Origin of the sequence: Actinospineispora spinosispora DSM 44797 (assembly GCF_000429025.1) — a bacterium.
Taxonomy (GTDB): Bacteria; Actinomycetota; Actinomycetes; order Mycobacteriales; family Pseudonocardiaceae; genus Pseudonocardia; species Pseudonocardia spinosispora.
In genome coordinates this window covers 664,373-684,277 of record NZ_KE386833.1, presented here as the reverse complement: position 1 = coordinate 684,277, position 19,905 = coordinate 664,373, and the positions used below count along the sequence as shown (strand labels likewise).

General features: G+C 70.4%; 19 protein-coding genes. 6 read left to right on the top strand and 13 right to left on the bottom strand.

Translation table 11 applies throughout. The annotated features are described in order from the left end of the window. Positions 1-2: 2 nt before the first annotated feature. Entirely contained in the window at positions 3-389 is a 387-nt protein-coding gene (locus G406_RS0126830) for a hypothetical protein (protein ID WP_156935184.1), read from the bottom strand. A gap of 113 nt (positions 390-502) precedes the next feature. Between G406_RS0126830 and G406_RS54585 the strand changes: the two genes are divergently transcribed. After that, entirely contained in the window at positions 503-901 is a 399-nt protein-coding gene (locus G406_RS54585) for an OsmC family protein (RefSeq protein WP_051342723.1), read from the top strand. Between the two features lie 141 nt (positions 902-1,042). Here the strand turns inward: G406_RS54585 and larC are convergent, their stop codons facing one another. From larC to G406_RS0126800, 5 genes are all read right to left on the bottom strand, one after another. After that, on the bottom strand, positions 1,043-2,212 hold the full coding sequence (gene larC, locus G406_RS50170) for a nickel pincer cofactor biosynthesis protein LarC (protein ID WP_037078484.1): 1,170 nt from the start codon (positions 2,210-2,212) through the stop codon (positions 1,043-1,045). Next, a complete protein-coding gene (larB, locus tag G406_RS0126815; protein ID WP_028936145.1) occupies positions 2,209-2,913 on the bottom strand; it encodes a nickel pincer cofactor biosynthesis protein LarB in 705 nt (234 codons plus the stop codon). The genes larC and larB overlap by 4 nt, the downstream gene beginning before the upstream one ends. Further along, positions 2,910-3,761 (bottom strand): ATP-dependent sacrificial sulfur transferase LarE, encoded by an 852-nt coding sequence (larE, locus tag G406_RS0126810; RefSeq protein ID WP_028936144.1) that lies wholly within the window; start codon positions 3,759-3,761, stop codon positions 2,910-2,912. Before larE ends, larB begins: the two co-directional genes overlap by 4 nt. Positions 3,762-3,857: 96 nt before the next feature. Next, complete coding sequence (locus G406_RS0126805; RefSeq protein WP_028936143.1) at positions 3,858-4,874, bottom strand: LLM class flavin-dependent oxidoreductase; 1,017 nt, start codon at positions 4,872-4,874, stop codon at positions 3,858-3,860. A 124-nt stretch (positions 4,875-4,998) separates the two neighbouring features. Beyond that, positions 4,999-7,575: a helix-turn-helix transcriptional regulator gene (locus G406_RS0126800; RefSeq protein WP_037078999.1), complete on the bottom strand. Its 2,577-nt coding sequence runs from the start codon at positions 7,573-7,575 to the stop codon at positions 4,999-5,001. A 79-nt stretch (positions 7,576-7,654) separates the two neighbouring features. On the opposite strand from G406_RS0126800, the gene G406_RS0126795 reads away from it, so the two are divergent. Both G406_RS0126795 and G406_RS0126790 read left to right on the top strand, forming a co-directional pair. Next, entirely contained in the window at positions 7,655-8,551 is an 897-nt protein-coding gene (locus tag G406_RS0126795) for an MBL fold metallo-hydrolase (protein ID WP_028936141.1), read from the top strand. Continuing rightward, positions 8,542-9,669 (top strand): carboxylesterase family protein, encoded by a 1,128-nt coding sequence (locus G406_RS0126790; protein ID WP_028936140.1) that lies wholly within the window; start codon positions 8,542-8,544, stop codon positions 9,667-9,669. Before G406_RS0126795 ends, G406_RS0126790 begins: the two co-directional genes overlap by 10 nt. Here the strand turns inward: G406_RS0126790 and G406_RS0126785 are convergent. After that, a complete protein-coding gene (locus G406_RS0126785; protein ID WP_028936139.1) occupies positions 9,666-10,277 on the bottom strand; it encodes a TetR/AcrR family transcriptional regulator in 612 nt (203 codons plus the stop codon). The genes G406_RS0126790 and G406_RS0126785 overlap by 4 nt on opposite strands. Before the next feature lie 73 nt (positions 10,278-10,350). Between G406_RS0126785 and G406_RS0126780 the strand changes: the two genes are divergently transcribed. Beyond that, positions 10,351-10,758 (top strand): RidA family protein, encoded by a 408-nt coding sequence (locus G406_RS0126780; RefSeq protein WP_028936138.1) that lies wholly within the window; start codon positions 10,351-10,353, stop codon positions 10,756-10,758. 65 nt (positions 10,759-10,823) lie between these two features. Next, positions 10,824-11,258, top strand: coding sequence for a nitroreductase family deazaflavin-dependent oxidoreductase (locus G406_RS0126775; RefSeq protein WP_028936137.1), 435 nt, complete (start codon positions 10,824-10,826; stop codon positions 11,256-11,258). Between the two features lie 69 nt (positions 11,259-11,327). Here G406_RS0126775 and G406_RS0126770 read toward each other — a convergent pair whose 3' ends face one another. From G406_RS0126770 to G406_RS0126760, 3 genes are read right to left on the bottom strand one after another with little or no spacing between them, the layout of a single operon-like run. Further along, positions 11,328-13,499 carry a xanthine dehydrogenase family protein molybdopterin-binding subunit gene (locus tag G406_RS0126770; RefSeq protein ID WP_028936136.1) on the bottom strand — a complete coding sequence of 724 codons (2,172 nt, stop codon included), beginning with the start codon at positions 13,497-13,499 and terminating at the stop codon, positions 11,328-11,330. Further along, a complete protein-coding gene (locus tag G406_RS0126765) occupies positions 13,499-14,458 on the bottom strand; it encodes an FAD binding domain-containing protein (protein ID WP_028936135.1) in 960 nt (319 codons plus the stop codon). Before G406_RS0126765 ends, G406_RS0126770 begins: the two co-directional genes overlap by 1 nt. Next, entirely contained in the window at positions 14,445-14,897 is a 453-nt protein-coding gene (locus tag G406_RS0126760; RefSeq protein ID WP_028936134.1) for a (2Fe-2S)-binding protein, read from the bottom strand. Before G406_RS0126760 ends, G406_RS0126765 begins: the two co-directional genes overlap by 14 nt. 165 nt (positions 14,898-15,062) lie before the next feature. Between G406_RS0126760 and G406_RS0126755 the strand changes: the two genes are divergently transcribed. After that, a complete protein-coding gene (locus G406_RS0126755) occupies positions 15,063-15,650 on the top strand; it encodes a TetR/AcrR family transcriptional regulator (RefSeq protein WP_028936133.1) in 588 nt (195 codons plus the stop codon). Positions 15,651-15,661: 11 nt separating this feature from the next. On the opposite strand, the gene G406_RS0126750 is transcribed toward G406_RS0126755, so the two are convergent. From G406_RS0126750 to G406_RS0126740, 3 genes are all read right to left on the bottom strand, one after another. Beyond that, positions 15,662-17,311 carry a GMC family oxidoreductase gene (locus G406_RS0126750; protein WP_028936132.1) on the bottom strand — a complete coding sequence of 550 codons (1,650 nt, stop codon included), beginning with the start codon at positions 17,309-17,311 and terminating at the stop codon, positions 15,662-15,664. Positions 17,312-17,406: 95 nt separating this feature from the next. Beyond that, positions 17,407-18,519, bottom strand: a complete 1,113-nt coding sequence (locus G406_RS0126745; protein ID WP_028936131.1) for an Rv3169 family protein — start codon at positions 18,517-18,519, stop codon at positions 17,407-17,409. A gap of 21 nt (positions 18,520-18,540) precedes the next feature. After that, complete coding sequence (locus G406_RS0126740) at positions 18,541-19,641, bottom strand: phosphotransferase (protein ID WP_211241260.1); 1,101 nt, start codon at positions 19,639-19,641, stop codon at positions 18,541-18,543. Positions 19,642-19,905 lie beyond the last annotated feature (264 nt).

The following is a 19,905-nucleotide window of genomic DNA, read 5'->3' as shown; positions in this document are numbered from 1 at the left end:
TCTCACCTACTATCGGATACTTGGCGATATGCCCCGCTCCGCCCCCTGGCCAGTTCGATGACGTCGGCGAGCTGCGCGCCCGAGTCCGTCGCGGGCGGCACCGCCCCGCGTCCGACGATGTCGACGGCCAGGCTGAACACCCGCTGTGCCCGTTCCGCGCAGCTCCACCGGTGTTCGTCGGCGAACGTCAGCCAGTCGCCCGGCCCGGCGACCTCGGATTCGGAGTAGTCGAGCTCGTGCCAGGTCACCGCCATCTCGAACAGCTCGAGCACGGCATCGGCGTCGGTGTCGACGGCCAGCAGCCGATCGTGGTGCTCCGGGTATCGGGCGGCCACGGCACACTGACCGTGACACGTGGCGAAACGATGGTGCACGTGGGCCGTAGTCATCACAGCTCCCGAGTGAGATTGCAACCGGTGATCCGGGACACGTTGCACCTGCGCGGTTGCACGGGTGTTGCAGTCCAGTCACCAGCACGTACCGCCCTAGTTGAGGAGGACGAATGAGTGCGACCGAACGAGCGGTGCACGCCCGGTGGACCGGCGGCCTGCGCGCCGTCGTACAGGCCGGGGACTTCGAGGTGGTCGCCGACGAACCCGAGTCGGTCGGCGGTACCGGGACCGGTCCCCAGCCCACCGAGCTGTTGCTGGCCTCGATCGCGTCCTGCTTCACGATCTCTCTCGCCTACAGCGCGCGTAAACGGGACATCGAGCTGGCCGACGTCGAGGTCGACGTGGTCGGCCAGTACGACGGACCGCAGTTCTCCTCGTTCCGGATCACGGTGAAGGCCAGCTCCCCGACGGGCGACGAGCTGGCCAAGCTGGCCGAGTCGGCGAAGCGGGTCTGCTACGTGACCCGGACCCTGGCCGCATCCCCGACGATCGAGATCGCTACGGAGTAGTCCCTCCGGCGGAGGCTCAGGGCCCGGGGCGGTCCGTCGTACGACCTCGCAGACCTCGATGTCGCGTCGCAGACGCCGCAACACCTGCGAGGCGACACCAGGCTCTGCGAAGCGATGCAGATGTGACCAACGAGATCGAGCCTAGCGTTCGGTCTCCGGGCCGCCCAGCTGCCGTGTGACCTGCCCAGCGACCTCGCGCAGTGGCAGCCCGAGCGTCTCGGCCGCCGCCGCCACGTCCTCGTACTCGGGCTTGCTTCCCCACGGGCCGTCCTTGACCCGGATCGGCTGACCACCGACCTCGACCGTCCGGCCGCTACGGGGAAGGGCCGTCCGCAGTACCGGGCGTCGCCGGGCGCCAAGGCTGCCGGTCTCGCGCAGCAGCACGCGCTCGCAGTGCTCGGCACGCTCGGGCGCGGCCAGCACGTGCACGGTGTGCGCCGGTCTGCCCTTCTTCATGACGATCGGGCTCACCCAGGCGTCCGCGGCGCCCTCGACGAGCAGCCTGCCGATCAGGTGACCGAGCAGTTCGCCGGTGACGTCGTCGACGTTCGTCTCGATCTGCACCAGCTCCTGTGTGTCACCGGCCGAGCCAGGGACTCCACCCAGCAGCGCCTGCAACACGTTGGGCCTCGCCTCCACCTCGCGCGCACCCGCCCCGTAGCCGACCGCGTCGACGGTCATGGCCGGAAGCGGGCCGAACCGGGCACCGGCGGCCAGCAACAGCGCGGCACCGGTCGGCGTGACGGTCTCGCCGTCCACTCCGGCCGGGACCACCGGCGCGTGCATCCGAGCGATCAGCGCCGCGGTGGCCGGAGCGGGGACCGGCAGGATCCCGTGCGCTGTCCGGACCGTTCCCGCGCCGAGCGCGAGCGGGCCGCAGTGGACGGCGGTGACGTCGAGTGCGTACAGCGCGGCGGCCACCCCGACCGTGTCGACCACGGTGTCGATGCCGCCCAGCTCGTGCAGGTGCACCCGATCCAGCGGCACACCGTGCAGACCGGACTCGACCTGCGCCAGCGCGGTCACCGCCGCGTGCGCGAGCGCCGCGACCGGGGCCGGCCGTGCGCGAGCCACGATCTCCATCAGCTCGGTCGCATGGCGCTCGGTCACACCGTCCTCCTCGGTGCTCACGAGCGCGCGGGTCGCGCTCAGGCCGCCCCGGACCACCTCGGTGCGCTCCAGCGACCAGCCGTCGAGACCGGTGGAGCGCACCGCGTCCAGGACCGTCTCCACCGGAGCACCCAGTCCGAGCAGCGCGCCGAGCAGCATGTCTCCGGAGATGCCACTGACCGGGTTCAGCCAGAGGATCACCGTCGATCCTCCACCACGTCGACCGCCCGCCGGGTACGGCCGGACATGCGGAACGCCGCCATCGCGGCACCGAAGCCGGAGTCGATGTTGACCACCACGACACCCGGCGCGCAGGACGACACCATGGCCAGCAACGCGGTCACCCCACCCAGGCTGGCTCCGTAACCGACCGAGGTCGGCACCGCGATGACCGGGCAGCCGACCAAGCCGCCGACCACGCTGGGCAGTGCACCCTCCATCCCCGCGATGCAGATGACGGCGTCGGAGGAGGCCAGCCGATCCCGTTCGGCGAGCAACCGGTGCAGACCGGCGACACCCACATCGGTCACCCGGTGCACGGTCAGTCCCACCGCGGCCGCGACCGCGCTCGCCTCTGCCGCCACCGGGCCGTCCGATGTACCGGCCGAGACGACCGCCACCTCGAAGCCGACCCGCGCGGCCGGGCGCCAGTGGAGCAGGCGCGCCTCCGGGTCGTGCCGGGCCCCGGGCACCTGCTCGGCGACCCGTGCCGCCATGTCCGGCTCCACCCGGCTGACCAGCACAGGACCTGTGTTGGCAGCGAGCAGTCGGCGGACCACGCCGACCACCTGCTCGACCGTCTTACCCGGTGCGTAGACGACCTCGGGCAGGCCGATCCTGCGTTCCCGGTCGGTGTCCGGACGTGCCCAGCCGAGGTCGTCGAAACCGTCGGTCGAGCTCACGAACCCGCTACCGGGGTGCCGAGCTCCGGGAGGCCCAGCAGTACGTTCATCCGTCCGCTCCGGAAGCCCTGCAGATCCATCGCACAGAACTGGAAGCCCGCCGCGCGGACCGCCGCGTCGATCCTCGTCCCCACCTCACTGGCCCGGACCAGCTCCTCCGTCGGTAGTTCCACGCGCGCGACGGTACCCCGGGCGTGCGCGCGTACCCGGCACACCGGGAAGCCGAGCGCGTGGAGCGCCGCCTCGGCTCGTTCGATCCGGCTCAGTACCTCTCGCGTCACCGGATCGCCGTAGGCGACCCGGGACGACAGACAGGCGGCGGCCGGTTTGACCGAGGTGTCCAGACCGAGCAGGGCACTGACCGCACGGACCGCGTCCTTACCGAGTCCGGCCTCGACGAGCGGAGCGATCGCGCCTCGGGCCGCCGCCGCGCGCTGGCCCGGCCGGTGGTCGCCCAGATCGTCGAGGTTGGTACCCAGCGCGATGAGAGCTCCGGACTGCTCCGCCAACGGCTGCAGCGCGTCGAGCAACGCGCTCTTGCAGTGGAAGCAGCGATCCCCGTCGTTCGCCCGGTACTCGGGCCGATCCAGCTCGTCGGTACACACCTCGACGTGAGCGAGCCCGTGGTCGGCCGCGAACCGGCGCGCCGCCGCGCGCTCGGCCCCGGGAAGACTCGCCGAGACGGCCGTCACCGCGACCGAGGCAGAACCGAGGACCTGGGCCGCGACGACCGCGACCAACGCCGAGTCCACACCGCCGGAGAACGCCACCAGTAGCCGTCGGCGCTGCCGCAACCGGTCCCGCAGAGCGGCCAGCTGGGCCGGCGCATCCGTCACGGTCTGTGTCACCAGTGATCCTCCACAGCGATCGACGTGGTTGTGCGAGCGTGAACGTTTACTTTAGTGGAAATGGGGTCGTGGACCTAGGACCGTGCGAGGCGTACGTCAGTTCGCCGCCGGCATCGCGTGGAGCTTCGGTATGACCCCCTCGCCGATGCGCGCGAACGAGTCGAGCATCTGCCCGTGGTCGCCGACCACGTGCCTGACCAGCACCTCGTCGAAACCGAGTGCGCGGTAGTCCTCGAGCTGCTCGACGATGGTCTCCGGCGCCCCGACCAGCAGGCGGTCCATCCCGCCACCTCGATAACCCTCCTCGAGGATCTGCCGCACGACTCGTTCGGCCTCGGCATCGGTGTCCCCGACGTAGATGTCGCGGCGCAGGACCGGAAGCGCCGGACGGCCGTGCTTCGCGGCGCTGTCCCGGTAGATGTCGAGCTGCTCTACGAGATCCGCGCGGCTCACGTTCTGCCCGGTCAGCCACCCGTCACCGATCCGGCCGGCGCGTTCGACGGCGGCCGCCACCGTGCCAGCGAGCCACAACGACACGGGAACCCGGGGTGTGGGGCCGGCCGACACCCCGTCCAGCCGGTGATAGCGCCCGGCGACGGTCGCCTGCTCCCCCGCGAGCAGCGGCCGTAGCGCGCCGACCAGCTCTTCCAGCCGGCCCGCGCGGCTCCGCTGATCCATCCCGAAGGCACCGAACTGCCGGGGGTTCGCCCCGACGGCCAGCGTCACGACCAGTGGAGCGTCCGCGAAGGCGGCCACGGTGCCGATCTGCTCGGCGAGCAGCACCGGGTTGTAGAACGGCGCCAGCAGGACGGCACCGACCGACATCGGACCGGTCGTCGCCATGAGCCGGGACAGGGTGGGAAACGGGGCGAACGCGTTGGCGTACCCGGGCGGGACCGCATGGTGATCTCCGACCAGCAACCGGTCGAGACCGGCGGACCGCGCCGCGGCGGCGACCTCCAGCAGGTTCTTCGCCTGTGTCGCGGTGTCCATCGCGCCCATCGGCCGCTCGATGAACCCGCCGGGCGGTAGCGCATCGAGCATCGTCTTGAACTGCGTGTAGGTCTCCGCCGAACTGGGGAAGACGAACCGCACCGACGTACCGAGTTTCACAACAGGACTCCTTCGCCGCCTGGTGCCGACGCTACTGGCCGCTGCCCTCGCGCGCTCTCTTGTACAGAGATCGCGGGGCTGATGCAGCGCTCAGGTCTGGCGGGGTCCTGGGGCGACTTCGACGTCATGGGACATGTGCGCCGGGGGTTCGTGGCTCGATCAGGTCGCGGAGCTGGGATCGTGCGGTGACGCCCAGTTTGGGGAAGCTCCGGTAGAGGTGCGAGCCGACCGTCCGGGGCGAGAGGAACAGGCGCTCGCCTATCTCGCGGTTGCTCAGCCCCCGCGCTGCCAGACGGATGATGTGCTGTTGTTGCGGGGTCAGCTCGGTCAGTGCGTTCGGCTCGGCGGGCTCGGTGTCGACGCCGGCCGCCCGCAGCTCTCCCTGCGTGCGATCGATCCACGGGTGGGCGCCCAGCCGGTGGAAGACCTCCATCGCGGCGTTCAGCTGAGCGCGGGCTTCGACGATGCGGCGACGGCGGCGCAGCCATTCGCCGTAGTCCAGCCTGGTCTGGGCTCGTTCGAACGGCCATTGATCGCCATCGGGGTCCGTCAGCGCCTGGTCGAAATGCCGCTCGGCCGAGTCCGGGTCGAGCAGGGCACGCGCGCGGTTGAGCAGGGCGTCCATGCGGGGTGAGAGGTTTCCGGCCAGGCGATCGGCGACGCTCGCGACGATGGTCGACGCCTCCGCCTGGTGCCCGGTGCTCGAGGCTGCCGCGGCCAGTTCGGCCACACCGGCGTACGAGCAGGCGTAGTGAACCGGGCCGCCGTCGGCAGTGAACATCAGCCGGAACTGGTCGTAGGCGGTCGTCCGGTCGCCGTCGGCCACGGCGGCCATGCCCAGCGCCCATCGGGTGCGGATGGTGACCGCACGACTGCGATGGGGATCCACCAGTGCCAGACCGGCGGAGGCGACGGCACGGGCGTTGGCGGTGTCCCCGGTCAGCGCGAGCGCCGCCGCGTCCAGCGAGCGGACCGCGGCGTCGAGGTGCGCCAGGCCGGAGCCCGCCGAGGTGGCGTTCACGACCGCAAGCCGGGCCTGGGCCCAGAGGCCGTGGTCGAGGTAGGCCCAGCCCGCGGAGCAGCCAAGGCCGTTCGGGAGTGCGCCGCTCAGCCGCCACCGGTGCAGCGCGTCGTCGAAGATGCGCACCGCCAGCGCGGTCTCGTCGAGCAGCCAGGCCATCGCGCCGAGCGAGGTGAGCACACCGGGATCTCCTCCCGCCCGATCGACCAGAACCGGGAGCGTGGCGGCCAGGTCGGCCCGTCGCTGGTGCGGGTCGGTCACCGCGAGCGTCCACGGGTCGTCGCCCGCGCGGGCGCGTACCGCCCGCCGATGGTCCTCGTCGCCGGAGTAGAACGCCGCGACCGACGCCGACGCGATCGCTATTCGGCTCAGTCCTGGCTCATCCGCCGCGCGCATCAGGGACGACAGTGCCGTGTCGTGCTCGGCGGTCAGCGCCAGCACCTGCCCGAGCCGAAGTGACGCCTCCGCGGCCAGTGCCGGGTCGTCGGTGGTCACGGCGGCCTTGTCGGCGAGCTGCTCGACCCAGCGGGGTTGCCCGGTGTAGACGGCCGCCCGTGCCGCCGCGACGAGTCGTCGCGCGCGGTCCTGGCGGCTGGGGCTCAGCTCGGCGGCACGTTCCAGAGCGGTCGCGGCGCCGGTGTGGCCACCTCGCTCCCGGGCCCTGGTCGCGGTGGCCTCCAACGCGGCGGCGATCCGCTCGTCGGGGCCCTCCGCTCCGACTGCCAGGTGCCACGCGCTCCGGTCGGGTTCGCCGGTCAACAACGCGGCGAGCTCCCGATGGACCTCTCGGCGCCGCGCCAGGGGAACCGAGTAGTAGATCGCGGACCTGACCAGCGGGTGCCGGAAGCGGACCCGGCCGCCGACGCTGCGCACCACACCCGCGGTCTCGGCCGGGGCCAACGCGTCGACCTGCGACGGCGCGGCGAGCTCGTCCGCCGCGACCAGGAGCAACGCGTGGCGGGTGTCGTCGTCGAACGCGTCGAGATCGGTAGCGAAGACCCGCATCAACCGGTCGGTCAACGGCAGCAGGTCGTCCTCGGCGCAGTCGGCCCTGGCGAGCTCGGCCAGCGCCAGGGGATTGCCCGCCGCCTGCTCGAGGATGCGCAGCCGGCGTCTGCCCGAGGGTGGGCGTGGCAAGCGGTCCAGCAGGACCCCCGCGGCGCGTGCGTCCAGAGGCCCCAGCTCGACCGTGGGGAACCCCGGGAACGGCGAGACATCCCTCGTCCCGCCGAGTACGGCGAGCGGCTCGTCGCCGATGCGGCGCGCGACGAAGACGAGCAGAGCCCGTGACTCGTCGTCGATCCACTGCAGATCGTCGGCGACCACCAGGACCGGGGTCCGCGCCGCGAGGTCGGACAGCAGGGCGAGCAGCGCCACCCCGATCAGCATGCGGTCCGGTGCTCCCGCATCGTCGAGGCCGACGGCGCCGAGAAGCGCCGAACGCTGTCGCACCGGCAGTTCGGCCGCCTCGTCCAGGATCGGCCGCAGGAGCTGGTGCAATCCGGCGAACGGGAGGTTCAGCTCGCTCTCGCTGCCGGTCATCCGCAGCACCCGGCCCGCGTGCGCATCGGCGGCCAGCTCGAGCAGCGCGCTCTTGCCGGCGCCCGGCTCCCCCGTCACGACCAACACGCCGCTGCTCAGCTCGAGCACAGCGGCGCGCTCGGCGTCCCGCCCCACCATCGTCACTTCTCCGACTGTATCCCCGACTGCAGTCACCTGACTGATACCGAGCGTCGCCGGTGGCCAGCATGCTGAACCCATGGACACACTCACACTCGGCGACGTCGAGATCACCCGCATAGTGGAACTCGGCCCGAAAGGCCTGGCCCGACAGTTGATCTTTCCCGACGTCGACGTGGAGCACTGGCGCCGACACGAACACTGGCTGGCCCCGGAGTTCTTCGACCCGGCGGCGGACGAGCTTCGGACCGCCATCCAGACCTGGCTGATCCGCAGCGAGGGCCGCACGATCCTCATCGACACCGGCATCGGCAACGGCAGGGAGCGGCCGTACATGCCGTTCTTCGCCCACCTGGACACCGACTACCTGGGCGAGCTCGCCGCGGCGTCGGTCCGCCCCGAGGACGTCGACGTCGTGATCTGCACCCACGTGCACGGCGACCACGTCGGCTGGAACACCTACCTGTCCGACCGCGAGTGGCGACCGACCTTCCCCAACGCCGAGTACGTGATCTCGCGCGCGGACTTCGACTACTGGAACCCGGAGAACGGGCACCCGACCCGCTCGGGCCCGCGCATGCAGAACGTGTTCGAGGACAGCGTCGCGCCCGTGCACCAGGCGGGTCTGACCGTGCTGTGGGACGGCGACCACTACGACGTCGACGCCAACCTGCGCATCGAAGCGGCGCCGGGACACACACCGGGCTCCGCGATCGTCCAGCTCCGTTCGGGCACGGATCGCGCGGTGTTCGCGGGCGACCTGCTGCACAGCCCGTTGCAGATCGCCGAGCCGGAACACAGCCCGTGCTTCGACGAGGACGAGGAGCAGGCCAGGGTCGCGCGGCGCCGCATGCTGGAGTGGACCGCCGACCACAACGCGTTGCTGTTCCCCGCTCATTTCGCCGGCCCCGGCGCGGCCGAGGTCCGGCGCGAGGGCGGCAACTTCGCGGTCAAGGAGTGGGCGACATGGCGGTGAGCGTCTTCCGGAACATCTCCTACGCCGCGCCGCCGACCGGCGCCGCTCGGTTCGCCGCACCGACCCCGGTGGACGACGTGGACGGCTTCGACGGCCCGGGACCGACGGCTCCCGCGCCCGCCCGCCGGTTCCCGCTCGATCTGAGTCCGGTCATCGGGCCGGGTTGGGTCCGTGGTGACGACTATCTGACGTTGAACGTCTGGACGCCGACGAGGACCGGGCACGCACCGGTGATGGTGTTCGTGCACGGCGGCGCGTTCCAGTCCGGCACCGGCCAGGCCCCGGTGTACGACGGGACGTCCTTCGCCAGGGACGGCGTCGTGCTGGTCACGCTCAACTACCGGCTGGGCGCCCCCGGCTGGCTGGATCTGCCCGGCGCGCCGCCCAACCGTGGCCTGCTGGACGTGCTCGCCGCGCTCGGCTGGGTCCAGCGACACATCGGGGACTTCGGCGGGGACCCCGACCAGGTCACGCTGTTCGGCCAGTCGGCGGGTGCGATGATCGTCAGCGCGGCGACGGTGACGCCCCAGGCCGGCGGGCTGTTCCGGCGGGCGATCAGCCAAAGTGGTGGGCTCAGCACGCTGACCAGCGCTCAGGCCCAGGAGACGACGCGGGCGCTGGCGGCCGTTCTTGGCATTCCGGCGACGGTGCCCGCATTCGCCGAGGTGCCCGACGAACGGCTCGTCTCCGCGCTCGCGGAGCTTCCCGGTGCGGGTTCGCGGCTGTCGCCGTTCGGTGTCGTGCTCGACGAGGTGCCTCCGGCGCAGCCGGTGGATCTGCTGGCGGGCTCGAACTCGCAGGAGTCGCGGCTCTACCAGCTTCCCGAGCGCAGCGCGGCGATCGATGCGATGTTCCGCGACGGTCAGGACCGTCTGGTGTCGCTCCACGACAAGGCGAACACGTATCGGTTCGACTGGCGGGGCGGCCCGCTCGGCGCCTGCCATACCGCGGAGCTCCCGTTCGTGTTCGACAACACCGGGCTGCCCGCGCTCCGTTCCGGCAACGGCCTGCTCGGGCGGGACGTACCGGCCTCACTCGCGTCGGAGATGCACGGCGCGTGGGTCGAGTTCGCCAGGACCGGTGACCCGGGCTGGCGCGGAGAGCGTGTCTTCGCCTAGTCGAGCTGTGTCCAGGCACTCTCCACAGAACCGCGGCACCTCTCGGGCTGGTCTCCCACGCTGGTGAACAGTGCGGTCAACAGCGGGACACCGCCCGCGAGCGTGTCCGGCCCCAGCGGGCCGTTGGCGACGAGCGACACCAGCCCGTGGGCGACGGCCCAGCTCTGCGTCGCCAGCTCCAGCGGATCGACGTCGGGCCGGAACCGCCCCGCCGCCCTGGACCGGTCGGCCGCCCGCACCAGGTACTCGAGGGTCGCGTCCGCCGCGGCGAGGTCCTCCAGGTCGAAGTTCGCATCGAACATGACCCGGTACAGGTCGGCATGGTCCAGCGCGTTGCCGAGGTAGGCGGCGATCAGGGCCGTGAGGTCCCGTACCGGGTCCCGCGACGTCGGTACGGCCGCGAACCTGGCCGCCAGGCGGGTGAAGCCCTCCTGGCGCAGTGCCTTCCACATGCCGTCCATGCCGCCGAAGTAGGTGTAGACGGCCATCGTCGACACACCCGTCCCTGCCACGAGTGACCGCAGGGTGATCGGCTCACGCGTGCGGAGCATCCGCGCCGCCCGCTCGACCAGCAGGGTCCGCACCGCGGGGTCCTTCGTCCTGGCCATCGCGCCAGATTACATAGCATTGCATTGCTATAGTTAGAGGTGCCCGTCCGGGCGATCACTGTGAGGAGTCAGCATGGCCATCACGCTCGTGAACCCCGAAGGACTACCCGAGGTCGACGTCTACCGGCAGGTGTCCGTCGCCACCGGATCGCGGCTGGTGTTCGTCGCCGGCCAGGTCGCACGCGACGCCGACGGGAACAAGGTCGGCGAAGGCGATCTCGCGGCCCAGGTCGAACAGGCCTATCTCAACGTGGCCACCGCGCTGTCCGGGGTCGGCGCGTCCTTCGACGACCTGGCGAAGCTGACCGTCTACGTCGTCGGTTGGACGGTCGACAAGATGCCGCTGCTGCTGGACGGAATCGGTAGAGCCTCGGCGAGACTGGGCATGACCCCGGTGCCACCGGCCACGCTGATCGGGGTCGCGGCCCTTGCCGAACCCGACATCCTGGTCGAGGTCGAAGCCACCGCGGTGATCGACTGAACACGACCGACTGACATTCACACCCCGCCGGAATGTCGGCGGGGCCGATCGCGTTGAACCGCGGCATGGCCAACGAAACCGCGGAATTCAGCCCGACGGACTGGGTCCAGAACCAGACCAAGACGATCCTCGAAACCGGTACGACGGAGGGCATCGACATCCTCGGGTCGCCGATCGTGCTGCTCACGCTGCGGGGCGCGAAGTCCGGCAAGCTGCGCTACACGCCGGTGATGCGCGTGGAGCACGACGGTAGCTACGCCGTCGTCGCCTCGAAGGGCGGTGCTCCCGAGCACCCCGTCTGGTACCACAACATCAAGGCGCACCCCGAGTTCGCGCTGCAGGACGGAACCACCACCAAGGACTACGTCGCGCACGAGGCCGACGGCGACGAGCGGGCGCAGTGGTGGGAGCGCGCGGTCGAGGCGTTCCCGTCCTACGCCGAGTACCAGACGAAGACGGACCGCCAGATCCCCGTCTTCGTCCTGAACCCGAAGTCGTAGCGCACCACGGGCGAAAAGACCCGTGAGTGTTGTGGGCTGCCATGGCAGCCCACAACACTCACGGGTCCTTCAGTCCAGCAGGTCCTCGATCGTGATCGGGATGTGGCGGACCCTCACCCCGGTCGCGTTGTGGACCGCGTTCGCCACCGCCGCAGCCATGCCCACCGTGCCGATCTCGCCGAGGCCACGCGCGCCGACACTGTTGTGCAGGGTGTCGGGGTACTCCACGAAGTGGACGTCGACCTCCTGGATGTCCGCGTTGACCGGCACCAGGTAGCCGGCCAGGTCGCCGTTGGCGAACCGGCCGCTGGCCTCGATCTCCAGCCCCTCGTGCAATGCGGCCGAGACTCCCCAGATCATGCCGCCGATGATCTGGCTGCGCGCCGCCTTCGCGTTGATGATCCGGCCCGCGTCGAACACCCCGAGCATGCGTGACACCCGCACCTCCCGCGTGAGCCGATGCACCCGGACCTCGCAGAACTGCGCGCCGAACGAGCTGAACGAGTGCTTCGTCAGCTCCTCGCCGGGCGCCGACGACCCCGTGGTGGAGATCGACTCCCGTCCCATGGCCCGCAGCACCTCACCGAAGGTCATCGAACGCCCGCCGGCCAGGACCCGCCCGTCGGCGTAGGAGGCGTCCACACCCTCGAACGGTGCACCGGGTGAGGTGGCCAGCTTCACCAGATCATCGATCACCTTCGGCGCGGCGATCATGATGGCCGTGCCCGCGCTCGCCGTCGCGGTCGAGCCGCCGGACATTCCGCCCGCCGGATACGACGAGTCACCGAGGCGAGGCGTGACCTTGTCCGGCGATATGTCCAGCGACTCGGCGCCGAGCAGGGACAACACGGTCAGCAGACCGGTGCCGGGATCGGCACCACTGGTCGCCACGACGGCAGTGTCGTCGTCGCGCAACGTGATCTCGACCGTCGCGGGGAACCGCAGGGCGGGGAACATCGCGGTCGCCGTGCCGAGCCCGACGAGCCAGTCGCCGTCCGTCCTGCCCTCGGGCGTGCGCTCCGCCCACCCGAAGCGGGCCGCACCGATGCGGAAACACTCGTCGAGGTGCTTGCTCGACCACTGCAGGTCCTTGCCGGGCGGCGCCGCCGAGTTGTTCCGCTGACGCAGCTCGATGGGGTCCATGTTCAGCGCGACGGCCAGCTCGTCGATCGCGCTCTCCAGCGCGAACGACCCCGGCGCCTCCCCCGGTGCCCGCATGAACGTCGTCGGCGGGATGTTGAGCGGCACCATCTTCTGGCTGATGGCGACGTTCTGGGTCGAGTACCACTCCCGCGAGGTGCCGTGCGAGGTCGGTTCGACGAACGAGCGGTCCATCGGCGTGCTGGACCACGAGTCGTGCCGTATCGCGATGAGCGAGCCGTCGGTGTCCGCGCCGAGCGCGATCTTCTGGACGGTCGCGGGGCGGTTCGCGGTCGCGGTGAACACCTGCTCCCGGCTCAGCGCGGCCTTGACCGGCCGACCGAGTGCCCTGGCGGCGGCCGCAGCCAGGAACGCCGGCACGGACGTACGCCCCTTGCCGCCGAACGCCCCGCCGACGAAGGGGTTCACCGCGTGCACCGACGCCAGGTCCTCGTCCAGCGCGGCGGACAGCTCCAGTGCCTGCAGGTCCGACCCCTGGTTCCCGCTGTAGACGGTGAGCAGTCCGGACTCCCACACCGCGACGGCGGAGTGCGGCTCCATCGCGGCATGGTTCTGCGATGCGGTCGAGTAGGTTCCCTCGACGACCACCGGGCTCGCCGCCAGAGCGTCCTCGATCGACTCGACACCGGAGGCCAGCACGGACAGCGAGGGCGGCGACCCGTCCATCGCGGGCGGTGCGTCCTCGGCGGTCGCCAGTCCCTCTTCCATCGAGGTGAGCGCGGGCCGTGCGTGGTAGGACACCTGGATGAGCATCGCCGCGTCCCTGGCCTGCTCGAAGGTCTCCGCGACCACGAAGCCGATCGGCTGACCGTAGTAGGTGACCTCCTTGTTCTGCAGGGGCACCCAGGTCTCGCCGAGCATCGTGTTGTTCGGTGTGCGCAGCGGGAGCGGATCGAACGGCGAGTAGATGCCCAGCACTCCGGGAGCACTCTTCGCCCCGGTCACGTCCATGGCCGCGATCTCGCCGTGGGCGATCGTGCTGAGCACCAGATAGCCGTAGACCATGCCGGGGAAGTTGTGGTCCACCCCGTACCGGGCCCGGCCGGTGACCTTGAGCGGCCCGTCCATTCTGCTGGGCATCAGTGGCTCCCCTCGGTCAGTTCGTGCAGTGCGCGGATCACGGTCCGTTTCACCAGCGACGTCTTGAAGCCGTTCTCGGCCAACGGCCGGGCACCGTCGGCGGCCGCCGATGCCGCCACCTCGAACGTCTCCGGTGTGGCCGGGGCGCCGCGCAGAGCGGCCTCGACCCCGGTGAGGCGCCACGGCACGGTCGCCACTCCGCCCACCGCGACCCGGGCATCGACGATGCGCGAGTCCTGGACGTCCAGCGCGACCGCGGCCGAGCACAGCGCGAACTCGTAGGACTGCCGGTCACGCACCTTGACGTAGGTGGAGTTCCAGGCCCAGTCGAGCCGGGGAACCACGATCTCGGCGATCAGCTCGCCGGGACGCAGGTCGTTCTCCACCTCCGGTGTGTCACCGGGCGGCCGGTAGAAGTCGGTGAGCGCGACGGTACGGCTGCCGTTCTCGCCGACCAGCTCCAACCGTGCGTCGAGCGCGACGAGGGCCACGGCGACGTCGCTCGCGTGGGTGGCCACGCACGACTCGCTCGTGCCGAGGATCGCGTGCATCCGGTTGGCACCGGAGAGCGCGGGACAACCGCTGCCGGGCTCCCGTTTGTTGCACGGCATGGCGATGTCACGGAAGTACGTGCACCGGGTGCGCTGCAGCAGGTTGCCGCCCATGCTGGCCATGTTGCGCAGCTGCTGGGACGCACTCAGCAGCAGTGCGCGGGAGATCATCGGGTACACGCCGGCGTGCTGGGCGACGTCGCTCATCCGCTCCAGCGCGCCGATCCGCAGCCCGTCGGTGCTGTCGATGCCGCGCAGCGGGAGCCGGTTGATGTCCAGCACGTGCCGAGGCGTCAGGACGTCGAGCTTCATGAGGTCGACGAGGGTGGTCCCGCCGGCGAGGAATGCGCCGGGTGACGCGAGAGCCGCGTCCACGGTAGCCGGTGCGGTGAGCTCAAACGGTCGCATCGGCCCGCCTCGCCTGCTCGATCGCCGCGACGATGTTCGGGTAGGCGGCGCACCGGCAGATGTTGCCCGACATGAACTCGCGGACGTCCTCGACGCCCTGTTCGACCGCGGCGACCGCCGACATGATCTGACCGGACGTGCAGAAACCGCACTGCAGCGCGTCCTGGTCGACGAACGCCTGCTGAACCGGATGCAGCTGGTCACCCTCGGCGAGCGCTTCCACCGTCGTGACCTGCTGCGTCACCGTCGCGGCGAGCGTGAGACAGGACAGCACGGGCCTGCCGCCGACGTGCACGGTGCACGCGCCGCACTGCCCTCGGTCGCAGCCCTTCTTCGGGCCGGTGATGTCGAGACGCTCCCGTAGCGCGTCCAGCAGGGTCACGCCGGGATCGACGTTCAACTGTTCTGTTCTGCCGTTGACCTGGAGTGAGATGTCCACTGACTCTTCTTCCCGCGGCCCGTCCCATCACGGACGGCCTGCCGGTGTGCGTTGTGGTGGTTGGCTGCGCCGAGCGCGTCGCCGGGTAGAATCGGATAGTCATCCGCTTCACCATCGAGGCTAGCGGATGTTTATCCGCTTCGCAACGAGCCAACGGAGGCGACGATGACGACCGGATCGGTCAGCCCCCGACGCGCGGACACCCGGCGCAACCACGAACGCATCCTCACCGTCGCCGCGGAGTCACTGAGCACGTGTGGTGAGGTCTCGTTCAACGCGATCGCCAAGAAGGCCGAGGTCGGCGTCGGCACGGTGTACCGCCACTTCCCCACGGCGGCGGCGCTCATCCTGGCGGTGTACCAGCGCGAGGTGCAGCATCTCGTCGAGGTGGTACCGAACCTGCTCGACACCCATCCTCCGCAGCAGGCCTTCCGGATCTGGACGACCGATCACCTCGCCCGCTACATGATGACCAAGCGCGGCCTTGCCAACGCGCTGCGTACGGCGAGCACGTCCGGTGACGAGCTGCCCGCGAGTGCCTACGAGGCACTGGTCGACGCCGCGGCCACGCTGTTGAAGGCCAACGCCGACGCCGGGACGATCCGGCCCGACCTGGACGCGGAGACGGTCCTGCGTGGGCTGGGCGGTCTGCTCTATCTCGACCCGAACGGTGACTGGCGAAGCCAGACGGCGAGTCTCCTCGACCTGCTGTGGCGGGGTATGAGCGCGGAGCGATCGAACGAGGTCGGCTGAGGCCCGTGTCCTCAGGAGCCGAAGAAGGTCGCGGCTCGCTCGCCGAGCATCACCGCCGTGGCGTTGGGACCGCGCCGGGGCACCACCGGCAGCACCGAGGTGTCCACCACGCGTAGCCCCGCGACGCCCCGCACGGCGAGGTTCTGGTCGACCACGGCCTCGGCGTCGGACTCGGGTCCCATCCTCGCGCTGCCGGACAGGTGGAAGTTGGAGTTGAGCGAGGCACGGATCCATCTGTTCAACGCGGCGTCGTCGTGCATCGACAGCGGGTCCGGCGTGGTGATCGCCCCGACCCACGGGGCGAGCGGTCCGGTGTTCATGATGTCCACGCACGCCCGGATTCCGGTCCGCAGGCGCGCCATGTCGGAATCGGTACTCAGGTAGTTGAACCGCAGCTCGGGGTGGACCTCCGGGTCGGGGGACCGCAGCTGCATGTCGCCCCGGCTCTCGCTGCTCTGCAGTGCGACCATCGCGTTGAGGTCACCCTGACGGATCATCTGGGTGGGGAGCCTGCGCAGCGACACCCCACGCAGCGCGGACAGTGTCTTCACCGGCCGGCGCAGCACATCCGTCGCTCCCCTGACCAGCGATGTCCGTCCGCTACCCGAGTCGGTCATCATCGCGCCGAGCGGGATGGCGAACAGCAGCAGCTCGAGATCACCTGCCGGGTCCGAACCGGAGTCCAGGTTGAGCGCTGCCTGCGGGACCGGTGCCTCCGGGTTGAACGGCACGTCCTGTTTCGCTGTGAACCCGACGTAGACGTCCGGGTGATCGGACCAGTTCCGCCCGACCCCCGGCGAGTCGACCCGCACCTCGACGCCCACCGCGCGCAGCCTGTCCGCCGGGCCGATGCCGGACAACATCAGCAGGTGCGGCGACTTCACCGAGCCGGCGGACAGCACCGTCTCGGCGCTCCGGAGGACCTCGGTCCGCCGGCCCTCGGCCACTTCCACACCGACGGCACGACCGCCCTCGATGACCACCCGGCGCACCGTGGTGTTCCCCCGCACCGTCAGGTTCGGGCGGTCCAGGTGCGGCAGCAGATGGGAGATGGCGGTGTTGACCCGTACGCCGTCGGCGAAGTTGCCCGGCATGAGACCCACGCCGGGAGCCTGGCCGCCGTTCTTGTCCTTCTCCTCGGGGTGTCCGAGCGACAGGCACCCTTCGATGAATGCCGAGGACAGCGGGCTGAGCAGGTCGTCGCTCACCCGCTGCACCGGTATCGGGCCGTCGGTGCCGTGCATGTGGTCGACGAAGTCCAGGTCCCGCTCCGCGCGCTTGGCGAACGGCAGGCACTCCTCGAACGACCACCGATCGTTGCCCAGCGCGACCCAGTCGTCGTGATCCGCCTTCGGGGCCCGCACGAAGTTCCCGCCGTTCATCGCCGCGGAGCCACCGAGGATCTTCCCCCGGGGTACGCAGTACGGGAGCTCGGCGGTCAGATGGCCGCTGAACGGCCAGTTGTGCGGGCATCCCGGCAACATCGCCGACAGCGACGACACCCGCAGGATCTCCTCGGGGAACTCTCCGACCGAGCCGTACACCGGCCCCGCTTCCAGCAGCAGCACCGTGCGGTCCGGATCCTCGCTGAGCCGGGCCGCCAGCACACAACCGGCAGAGCCCGCCCCCACGATGATCACGTCGTAGTGGTTCACCCTCACCCCTGTTCCCCACCGATCACACCACAGTCTCGCGCTCACCACCGTCTGGCAGGACGATCTGCGCCTGGGGCTACCTGGGTGACGTCAGCCTCGGGCTAGCGGGCGCCGTCCAGGGTGTCGGTGAAACCCGCTGGGGCGTAGGGACCGAAGACCAGCTGTTCCAGCACGCCGAGTCCGGTTCGGTCACCCCAGGTGGCGCGCACCACCTGCTGCAGGTGCGCGGTGTCCGGACGCAGCACGTCCAGCTCGCGGGTCGTCGCCTCCTCGCCGCCGACGACGAGCTCGTCGCGCCATGTTCCGTGCGCCCACTCGGGGTGGAAGTAACCGACGCCCTTCATCCGGAACGCGAACAGCGGCTCCAGCTCGACGCGCGGGTCCAGCCCCGAACCGTCCGGAAGGACCAGGGTCGCGGACTCCGCGCGCCGCAGCCCCGGCGCCCACCGCACCTCGTGCCGCAGGCCGGGCAGCTGCCGCACGCCGTCGTCCGGTCCGAAGACCGGGTCGCCCTCACCCAGCACGGGCAGCATCGCCGCGGTCTCCGCCCACGGCGTCCCGGTGGCGTCCTCGTGGACCATGTAGTGCAGACACACGTCGTCGAAGTTCAGCGGCGACCACAGGAAGAACAGCTGGTCGGCACCCGGCTCGGGGGCGCGCTGCGGGGCGACCCCGACCGGGCGGATGCCCCATGAACGGTCCTTCGTCCCGAACACCGTGCGGTCCGCGAGGTCGATCGAGGCCCCACCGCTCGACAGCTCACCGGTCCAGCCGATCATCTGGGTGGCCCGGGTCGCGTCCCACGCCCGGCGGGTACCGGCGTTGCGTGCTGTGCGGGCCTCTTCGTAGGCGGCGGTACGCGCACGGCAGGTCAGCTCCGCGCGCAGGCCGTGCTCGGGCGCGTCCACCAGCACCTGGTTGATCCGCATCGGCTCGACGATCCGCACCGTGATCGGCCCGATCCGGGTCTCGGTCCGGTCCAGCGGGATGCGGCCGGATGCGAACACCGAACGCTGCACCCCGTCGTGCACGACGCTGAAGCCCGCGTCGATCACTCCCCGGTTGGGATAGAGACCGAGCGCGACCGCGAAGTAGAAGTCGTCGGTGTAGCCGTTGAACCAGAACCGGTCGTACTGGTCGGGGTGCCCCTGACCGGCGTGGGCCAGCGGCTCGGAGGTCTGGTGCACCGGATAGTCGTCGAACGGGATCAGCACGGGCGGTTGCTCCTCACAGGGTCATACGGGCAGGAGGCTCAGGCAGTCGAGGTCGTGGATCTGCGCCGCGGTGCGGCGAAACCAGGTGGCGAACATCTGGTCGCCGCGCTCGGTGTGCTGGACCAGGCATGCGGCGTACGACGCCATGAAGTACCCGAGGAAGGCGGAGTAACGGTAGTCGCGCAGGCACTGCTCGAACGAATAGTCGGTGACGCCATGGGAAACCAGTGCGGAGTGGTAGCGGCGCAGCAGGTCGTGCTCGTGCGCGCGGCGCATCTCGGTGGTCAGGCAGCCGCCGAGGAAGTACGACACGTCCGCCGCACCCGGCGCGGGCAGCAGCGTCTGCCAGTCGAGGACGCCGAGCGGCTCGGCGCCGCCCTGGATGTCGAAGAGCATGTTGTCCAGGCGGAAGTCCCCGTGCGTGACGGTCCACGGCCTCGGCTGCTCGCTGAACCACTGCCCGATGACCGGTGCGAACGCCTCCCCGATCGAGAGGTCGGCCGGGGAGACGTGGTCGGCGTAGTAGGCGGAGAACTGGCCGAACAGAGCCGGGTAGGACGCGGCGATGCGCGGCAGCCAGAGCGAACGGACGTTCCACGACGCGCCGTCCAGTTCGGTGCTGCCCCAGAACGGGGCGTGCAGGCCCGCTGCCGCAGTGACCACGGTCTCGGCCTGGGCGAGCGAGCAGCCCGCGATCTGGTCGCCCCCGACGGCCGGGGACAGGTCCTCCAGCACCAGCACGAAGTCGTCGTTGCTCTCGTCCCGGTCCTGGTAGAGGCACCGGGGCACGCGCAGCGCGACCGAGCCGACGAGGTCCCGGTAGAAGCCGAGCTCCCGGCTGTAGACCAGCTCGGCGACGGCGGCGGCCCGGTAGGTCCGGTCGGGCGAGGGGAGCTTGCACACGACGCTGCCGGGAGCAGCGGTCCCCGCCGACTCCGGCTCGTAGCTCAGCTCGAACCGGATGCTCTGGCACACGAGACCGTTGCCGACCGAGGCGTGCCGCACCGAACTCACCCGCGCCGAGCGCTCCAGCAGCCCGGCACCGTGCAGGACCTCGGTGAACCACTCCGGGCTCGCGTCCTCGGCCGTTCGCGGGACCGGCAGGCGTGACGACACATCCACTGCGATCACCTCCTTGTGACTTCGCATTCGATACCCCGTGACCGTACTGGTCATGATCGATCACGGCATCCCACGTCGATCCACACTCAGCTGGTCGAGTGGCCGGTCTCACAGCGCGCAGGTATGGTGCGTGATTGGTAATTCGAATTCGAATAGTGCCAACGAAGCAAGCGACCGCACCGCAAATGCAAGGGGGTGCGCGTGGTCGAAAATCGATGCCGGCCAGGTCGATCATTTCCATCCACCCTCGAGATCAGTACCTCT

Coding starts and splice junctions, on each gene's coding strand:
- G406_RS0126765 (WP_028936135.1), bottom strand. CDS start 14,458: ATGCGACCGTTTGAGCTCACCGCACCGGCTACCGTGGACGCGGCTCTC.
- G406_RS0126795 (WP_028936141.1), top strand. CDS start 7,655: ATGGACACACTCACACTCGGCGACGTCGAGATCACCCGCATAGTGGAA.
- G406_RS0126775 (WP_028936137.1), top strand. CDS start 10,824: ATGGCCAACGAAACCGCGGAATTCAGCCCGACGGACTGGGTCCAGAAC.
- G406_RS0126790 (WP_028936140.1), top strand. CDS start 8,542: ATGGCGGTGAGCGTCTTCCGGAACATCTCCTACGCCGCGCCGCCGACC.
- G406_RS0126755 (WP_028936133.1), top strand. CDS start 15,063: ATGACGACCGGATCGGTCAGCCCCCGACGCGCGGACACCCGGCGCAAC.
- G406_RS0126800 (WP_037078999.1), bottom strand. CDS start 7,575: ATGGTGGGGCGGGACGCCGAGCGCGCCGCTGTGCTCGAGCTGAGCAGC.
- G406_RS0126780 (WP_028936138.1), top strand. CDS start 10,351: ATGGCCATCACGCTCGTGAACCCCGAAGGACTACCCGAGGTCGACGTC.
- G406_RS0126770 (WP_028936136.1), bottom strand. CDS start 13,499: ATGCCCAGCAGAATGGACGGGCCGCTCAAGGTCACCGGCCGGGCCCGG.
- G406_RS54585 (WP_051342723.1), top strand. CDS start 503: ATGAGTGCGACCGAACGAGCGGTGCACGCCCGGTGGACCGGCGGCCTG.
- G406_RS0126785 (WP_028936139.1), bottom strand. CDS start 10,277: ATGGCCAGGACGAAGGACCCCGCGGTGCGGACCCTGCTGGTCGAGCGG.
- G406_RS0126830 (WP_156935184.1), bottom strand. CDS start 389: ATGACTACGGCCCACGTGCACCATCGTTTCGCCACGTGTCACGGTCAG.